Origin of the sequence: Nostoc sp. DedQUE09 (genome assembly GCF_034530915.1) — a bacterium.
In the GTDB taxonomy this organism is placed as follows: domain Bacteria; phylum Cyanobacteriota; class Cyanobacteriia; order Cyanobacteriales; family Nostocaceae; genus Nostoc.
The window spans coordinates 43289-50802 of the sequence record NZ_JAVRCE010000058.1; the positions used below are offsets into that span (position 1 = coordinate 43289).

The following is a 7514-nucleotide window of genomic DNA, read 5'->3' on the forward strand; positions in this document are numbered from 1 at the left end:
TCTATTCATGAATGATTAAACATTTAATGAAATTAAATATGCGTTAAAGGCTTGCAAAAAATCAATTATCCCAAATTATTTGTAGATTAAGTAGATTGGACTAAGTTAGAAATTGCCATAAGCAATTCCTCTGGTGCTACAGGTTTAACAATGTGCTGTTGAAACCCTGCTTTTAGTGCGTACTGCTGATTTATTTCACCAGCATAAGCAGTCAGAGCGATCGCAGGTATCTTTTTTTTGCCCAGTTCTGCTTCTAGAGTCCGCACCTGTTGCATCAGCATATAGCCGTTCATTTCTGGCATTCCAATATCGCTGAGTAAGATATCTGGCTTTGACTGGGTTAGCGCTTGTAATGCTTCATATCCAGATGCTACTGCGGTAACGATCGCACCAAACTGTTCCAGCACAAAGCTGAAAAAGTTGCGGCTATCATCATTGTCATCTACAACCAGCACTTGTAAACCCATGAGTGAAGAGTAGGGAAAAGCGGCAGTTGAGGAATCAGTATTTGTATCATTCTTGATTGTTGCATTGTCCTTGATAAGCGGCAACCTAACTGTGAAGATCGCTCCCTTTTCCTCACCAGGGCTTTCCGCCCAAACTGTTCCCCCGTGCATCTCAATCAAGTGACGAGCGATCGCTAAACCTAACCCTAATCCCCCAAACTTTCTAGTTGTTGTGCTATCACCCTGACGGAAATAATCAAATACATAAGGTAGAAAATTCGGGTGAATACCTTTACCTGTATCGCTGACAGTAATCTGCGCCTGAGCCTCGATACGCTCCAATCGCACACTTACTTTTCCCTCAGTCTCAGTAAACTTGACGGCATTCGAGAGAAGGTTCCAGAAAACTTGCTGTAAGCGGGCTGGATCACCCAAAACTTTCCCTACAGTTGGATCGAGCATTGTCTCAATCTGAATGGTTTTAGCCTCTGCTGCCAAATGCACTGTTTCCATTGCGGCTTCAATGGTAGATACCAGATCGACTGGAATCATGTTGAGGCTGAGTTTGCCTTGGAGGATGCGAGAAACATCTAGTAAGTCTTCAATTAGTTGAGCTTGTAATTTGGCATTGCGTTCAATAGTTTTCAGTGCTTTGTTGAGCGATGCCTCATCAAATTTCCGGCTCTGCAACAGTTTTGCCCAACCAAGAATTGGATTCAAGGGCGATCGCAATTCGTGGGAAAGTACCGCCAAAAACTCATCTTTGATGCGGTTAGCAGCTTCAGCTTCCGCCCTGGCTTTTTGCTCAAGTTGCAAAAGGCGATCGCGTTCTTCTTCAGTGCGTTTGCGATCGGTGATATCAGTGAGCATGGCGATCGCACCCAAGCACTCACCCTGTTGATTCAAAATCGCCCTTGCAGAAATCAGTGTCCAGATGTACGAACCATCCTGGCAGCGCAATCGCCCTTCTTTAAGATCGCTCTCTTCTCCTTTGAACCACTCCAGTTTCTCTTTATCTGCAATATCATCAGCCAGATCCATAAAATCAAATATAGAACGACCGAGTATCTCTTCTGCTGGATAACCCAACATCTGCGATATCCGCTGATTCACAAACTCTGTTCGAGTTTGAGAGTCAATCATCCAGATTCCCTCATAAGAGGTATCTACAATTCGGCGATACTTAGCTTCACTCTTTTGTAAAGACTCCTCTGCTTGCTTGCGCTTGCGCCGCTCCTTAGCTTCCCGCAACGCTCGTTGCACCGAGGGAACTAACCGCCCTAGTCGTTGCTTTAATACATAATCGGTTGCACCGTTCTTCAAAGCTTCGATCGCTAATTCTTCGCCCAGTACAGCCGAAACAAAAATAAAAGGAACCTCTGGAGTGCGATTTCGGGCAATTTCCAAAGCCAAAATTCCATTAAAAGATGGTAAGGCATAATCGGCAAGAATTAAATCGAAAGTCTCTGTTTCTAAAGCGGCTACGAAATCAGCATCAGTTTCGACTCGGATCAGTTCGTAATTAATTCCTCCTTCAGTTAATATCGCTTGGGCTAGCTCTGCATCTAACACGCTGTCTTCCAAAAGAAGAAAACGGAGGACATTCATCAGTTGCTCTCCTTTTGAAGATGAGGTGCCGGAGGTAAAGCACCAACCGGAGGCTGATTGATCACCGCCCAAAACAATCCCACACCTTTAATAGAATCAACAAAATCATGGTAGTCTACTGGCTTGACAACATAAGCATTGACCCCTAGCTCGTAGCATCGAACTAAATCCGGTTCTTCGCGGGAAGAAGTCAGCACCACCACTGGAATCACTCGCATTACTGGGTCAGATTTGAGTTGTGCCAATACTTCTAATCCATCAACTTTAGGCAGTTTCAAATCGAGCAACACTACCACAGGATATCCTTCCATTCGCAACCGGAACAATCCGCGGCGATAAAGATAATCTAATGCTTCTTCGCCATCACGTACCACCACTACTTCATTGGCGAGATGGTTTTCTGACAAGGCAGCTAATATTAACTCTGCATCGTTGGCACTGTCTTCAATTAGCAGAATTCGCTTGAGTTCTTTCATCACCCTCCTTCTTGGACAATTTAGGCAGCGAGAAATAAAAGGTGGAGCCACTGTCAACTACAGCTTCTGCCCAAACTCGACCATTATGCCGATGAATAATGCGTTGCACGTTTGCCAATCCAACACCAGTACCTTCAAATTGTGGGTCGCTATGTAGACGTTGAAATACTCCGAATAGCTTGTGTACATATTGCATATTAAAGCCTACGCCGTTATCTTGTACAAAAAAGATAACTTCGTTTTCATTGTCAATACTTCCAACAGTAATTTCTGCTGGGTTTCGAGTCTGGCTATATTTTACGGCATTGCCCATCAGGTTGCGAAGCACGAGCCGCAGCATGGAGGGATCGCCTTGCGCTTCTAACAGTGATTCGATGTGCCAATGGATTGTGCGTCCTGGAGTTTCTGCAATCAAATCGCGTTTTACCTCATGTACCAATTCCTCCATATTGAGGTTGATGTAGCGCATTTCGGTGCGCCCCATGCGAGAAAATGTCAGCAATTCATCGATCAGTATTCCTGCTTGTTTGGCAGTGTCGGCAATTATTTTTAAATAGCGCTGACTCGTTTCATCTAAGGTTGTTGAGTTATGCCGTTTCTGAAGCAATTCTACAAATCCGGCGATGTGGCGCAGCGGTGCCCGCAAGTCGTGAGAAACTGAATAGGAGAAGGATTCGAGTTCTTTATTGGCGGCTTCGAGTTGGACAGTGCGTTCTCGAATCCGTTGCTCTAGCATTTCATTGAGTTGTTGCAGGGCGGCTTCAGCAACTTTGCGAGCGTGAATGTCGCTGGCGATGCCCACCCATTTGATAATCTGTCCGCTTGGATCTCGAAATGGTAAACCCCGGACAATATGCCAACGATAGCTACCATCAGAAACTCGACGAAAGCGAATTTCTATTTCATAGTTGGTCGCGTTAGCAACCGCCTGCATCGAAGTTTTCAAGACGCGATCGCGATCATCGGGGTGAATGACATAAATCCAGCCATAGCCAGCTGTCTGCTCCATTGTCAGTCCGGTATAGTCTAACCAGTATTGATTGCAATAGGTAATACCAGCATCGCTACTGCCCATCCAAATAGCCTGTGGTGAGACTTCCGTTAAAATTCGGTATCGCTCCTCGCTGTCACGTAGCGCTGCTTCTGTCAAGTTGCGTTCGCGTAGCGCAGCTTGCTGTTCGCTGATGTCGGTGACTAACGCCGCATACCCTTCAACGATTCCCTGTCTATTAAACTGGGGAACGTAAATGGCATTAATGTAACGTGTGCCACCGTCTTTATAAGGAACTTGACTTTCAAATGTTACCTGCTCTCCTGCCAGTACTTGTTCCACATAAGGACGAAGCACTTCATAAGCGGATTTACCCAAAACTTCCCAAAGATGCTTTCCATAAACTTCTGCCGTCGAATGCCCAAACCACTCTTGATACGCTCGGTTGTTGAAGCGGTAGCGTTGTTCTGAATCTACAAAAGTAATCAGAACTGGCAGCGTATCTGTAATTAAACGAAGTTCTGTTTCTCGTTGCCGCAGTGCTTCCTCCATCAGCTTACGGTTGGTGATATCGCGCCAGCAATCTATTGCACCGATAATCTCACCTTGGGAATCGCGAATCGGTACGACATTGGCGATCGCTGTAATTGTAGTACCATCTGGACGTTCAATGATGCATTCTTCGTCGCGGATCGTTTCACCATAGCGCGTAGCCCGGTATAAAGGTAGTTCCTCTAAAGTGAGGGGCGTGACACCATCAGCCAAGAACAGATTGTAGAACTGAACATAAGATTCACAAGATATACCAACGAGAGATGCATTCGGTTTGCCCAAAAGCTCTTGCGTAAGTTTGCTGTTAGCGATGATTGGGAAATCAGGGGGGCCGCCAGCGATCATAATTCCCTCTGGGACGTGTTCTAAAAGCATTTGCAAAATGCTCTGGGCTTCTTCTGCTTGGCGGGAGCGATGCTGGGCTTCTGCTTGAGCTTGTTTGCGTTCGCTTAAGTCAAGAACAAACCCAATGATTGTCCGATCTCCCTGTTTAGCAAAGCCAAGTAGAACGGGAATTAGAGAGCCATCTTTGCGGATGTATTTCTGCTCAAAGGGCTTACAACTCCCAGTCATTGTCAGTTCTTGAATCGCTCGTTCGCTCACCTCAATATATTCGAGTGGAACGATCCCGCCCCAGCGGATTCGACCAGAGTGCAAATCCTCGCGGGTATAATTGAGCATTTTTAGAAAGGCATCATTGGCTTCAACGAGCAAGCCGTTGAGATTGGCTACAATTACCCCGATAATATTGGACTCTGTTAAGCGACCAAACCGGGCCTCGCTTTCGCGTAGTGACTTCAGGTTTGCCTCAGCTTGCCGTTGAGCGTTGCGGCGTGATGCGTTAAGCCAGCTGATTAACCCTGCTGTCACCATGAACACTATTAAGGGAACTACAATATTCGGATTTGTAATGTTCTGCGGATGGAGTGGCTTAAAAAAGAAGTAATTGACTGCAAAAGTAGACAAAAGGGTTGCAAGTAAACCTGGTACTAAGCCTCCGTACCAGGCACTCACCATCACTGCACCAAAGAATAGTGCCGCAGGCGTGGAAGTGAGATATGGATTGAGCAGCAAAGTTGCCCACAGTGCTAAGGCAACGGATAGGAAAGCAACACCATAGTGGAGCAGTTTCTCCCGGATGAATGCGCCCTTGTCTCTATTGCCAAAAAAGATATTTTGGGATTCCGATGCCCTTGCCTTACGACTCATAACCCTACTCTGCTTCTGGAAAATACTGATTTAGCAGTCTTTTCCCAGGTTCACCCATCTTCCGTAACATTTCTTCTATTAGTTTTAGTGCTATATGTGAAGGGACTGTATGCCCATTCTCCCAACGGTTGACTGTTTTGAAAGAAACTCCTACTTTAGCAGCAAACTGTTTCTGAGAAAGATTGAGCTGTTGACGAAGTTCCCGAATTAAATCTAAAATTTCCACTTGCTTAGTTACAGACATATCTGTATTTTTTTTCCATAGAATAATCACATTAGGACAGATGTCCTAACATTTATCTCCTACTTAGGGAATATCTTCTTTGTTTTTGTCTCTAACTGAACTGTTTGAGTTAAAAGGTTCAATAGACCTCTTGCAAAAAGCACTTTTGCAAGAGGGAGAAAAAGGGGTTCATGTTAAAGGGGAAAGGGACAATACAGAACCTTTCCCCCTTTCCCCTTACCCTTTTCCCGACAAATGCCCAGAAGTCTAATGATGAACTTCGTTGATGAATTGACTGCGATCGCTTACCTTTTAGTATTTAAGCATTTGCGCCCAGAATAGAAGAGTCATAGTGTTGTAGCAAATCTTTTGGGTCATCGTAAATTGCCAGATTACCTAATCTCCAATAAAGAGTCCCTTTTACTTCATCATCCCATGAGAGGAGAAGAGATGGCGATCGCTTATAATTCAATACGCTTAGGTTAAGCATTTCTTCCTTTTTTATCTTTGCATCCTTCTCTAACGAGACGCTACGCGATGGCGAAAGCCTCTTGTAGAGAAGGCGGTTCGTTAAAAAAAAGAGTTTTAGCCTTAACCCAAGCGTATTGGCTTATAATTATCCGCAATTGCGATCGCGTTCGAGACGCTTAGGCGATCGCATCTAAGCTTTGGGAGTAGATGAGACTGCCAGTAAACCCCGATCGCACAATTGGGGAAGCAGTTAAAATCGAGTTACTCTGGCTACTAGAAAAAGCGATCGCTCTTTTACTTGGTGTGATAGGTTTAAATTGCACCTCTAGATCGGATCTGTTTGTTGTGGCTAAGGATCGTTTTCATCAAGTTGTTAAGACGGCTCTTCACAATGGAAGAACTGACGGATAAATTAAAGAACTATCAGCAAATCGTGCAGCAATTGTTGATGAGTTACGCAGAAGTTAAGCCAGCTTATGGTGATATTGAGGTTGAGACTATCTTTGATACGCTGCGAGATCGCTATCAAATTGTGCATCTGGGTTGGCAGCATAAGCGCTGGGTACATCATTGTGTAATGCATCTGGATATTCGGAATGAGAAAATCTGGATTTTTTACAATTCAACCGAGCATGATATTGCGGCAGATTTAGTCGATTTGGGCGTGCCAAAACAAGATATTGTGCTAGGTTTTTATCCTCCTTTCATGCGTGAAATGAGTGACTATGCAGTGGGCTAAAAGCCAATACAGTTCAGATAAGACTAAACACTTGTAGAGACGGCGATTTATCGCGTCTCAAAACCCAATATTTTGTACCAATAACCCTTAACCCAACCGTATTGGGCTATAAAAGCAGAAGGATTAAAGAAGCGATCGCCTAATGGACAAGTACAAGTAGTGCCATCGCGCTTTGGTTAAAATCGCTTTGATTCACTATGAAAGGGCGATCGCAAAATATTGCTTGAGCTACATCGAATAGATAGAGGCGATCGCCTGTCCTACAATGGGAATCTGTTTTCTAGCGATCGCATTGCTACCGGATGGAGCTTGTGATTGCTTCTCTTTCCTTCGGAACGCTACGCGAACGAGACGCTTTGCGATCGTTGCACTCGCAATGACGTTTTATCTGGCTAGCTGATATTAATCCGGCGATGCATAATTTTTCACTTGGCTTTCACTTGATATCATCGCAGAGACGCTTGTCGCTCTCACCCAAATTCGGGTTATTCTGCAAATAATCATGCAGCCAATTGCAACCCCGCACCAGCAATTGATCTAAATTCTCCACAGTCCACAACCGCGCTGTGTTGTCATCTGATGCCGTGGCGATGGTTTTGCCGTCCGGGCTGAAACTCACACTGTTGATTTCGCCTTGATGCCCTTTGAATTCTTGTAGCAGTTGCCCGTTGAGCGTCCACAACCGCGCTGTCTTGTCAGATGATGCCGTGGCGATGGTTTTGCCGTCCGGGCTGAAACTCACACCCCAGACTAAGCCTTGATGCCCTTTGAATTCTTGTAGCAGTTGCCCGTTGAGCGT

Annotated in this window: 8 protein-coding genes; 1 reads left to right on the plus strand and 7 read right to left on the minus strand. The window is 45.0% G+C overall.

Annotation, left to right across the window (positions count from 1 at the left end; translation table 11 throughout):
- Positions 1-86: 86 nt before the first annotated feature.
- The 6 genes from RMY27_RS27480 to RMY27_RS27505 form a co-directional block, all read right to left on the minus strand.
- On the minus strand, positions 87-2054 hold the full coding sequence (locus tag RMY27_RS27480) for a response regulator (protein ID WP_322668023.1): 1968 nt from the start codon (positions 2052-2054) through the stop codon (positions 87-89).
- Complete coding sequence (locus RMY27_RS27485) at positions 2054-2530, minus strand: response regulator (RefSeq protein WP_322668024.1); 477 nt, start codon at positions 2528-2530, stop codon at positions 2054-2056. The genes RMY27_RS27480 and RMY27_RS27485 overlap by 1 nt, the downstream gene beginning before the upstream one ends.
- The gene (locus RMY27_RS27490) at positions 2499-5282 is read right to left on the minus strand and encodes a PAS domain S-box protein (RefSeq protein ID WP_322668025.1); all 2784 of its coding nucleotides are present in this window, start codon (positions 5280-5282) and stop codon (positions 2499-2501) included. The genes RMY27_RS27485 and RMY27_RS27490 overlap by 32 nt, the downstream gene beginning before the upstream one ends.
- Before the next feature lie 4 nt (positions 5283-5286).
- Positions 5287-5526 (minus strand): helix-turn-helix transcriptional regulator, encoded by a 240-nt coding sequence (locus RMY27_RS27495; protein WP_322668026.1) that lies wholly within the window; start codon positions 5524-5526, stop codon positions 5287-5289.
- 298 nt (positions 5527-5824) lie between these two features.
- Positions 5825-5995, minus strand: a complete 171-nt coding sequence (locus RMY27_RS27500) for a hypothetical protein (protein WP_322668027.1) — start codon at positions 5993-5995, stop codon at positions 5825-5827.
- A gap of 157 nt (positions 5996-6152) precedes the next feature.
- On the minus strand, positions 6153-6299 hold the full coding sequence (locus RMY27_RS27505; protein WP_322668028.1) for a hypothetical protein: 147 nt from the start codon (positions 6297-6299) through the stop codon (positions 6153-6155).
- Positions 6300-6367: 68 nt separating this feature from the next.
- Between RMY27_RS27505 and RMY27_RS27510 the strand changes: the two genes are divergently transcribed.
- On the plus strand, positions 6368-6715 hold the full coding sequence (locus tag RMY27_RS27510; RefSeq protein WP_322668029.1) for a XisI protein: 348 nt from the start codon (positions 6368-6370) through the stop codon (positions 6713-6715).
- A gap of 436 nt (positions 6716-7151) precedes the next feature.
- On the opposite strand, the gene RMY27_RS27515 is transcribed toward RMY27_RS27510, so the two are convergent.
- Positions 7152-7514, minus strand: a 363-nt coding sequence (locus tag RMY27_RS27515) for a WD40 repeat domain-containing protein (RefSeq protein WP_416212371.1), incomplete at its 5' end; no start/stop codon positions are given.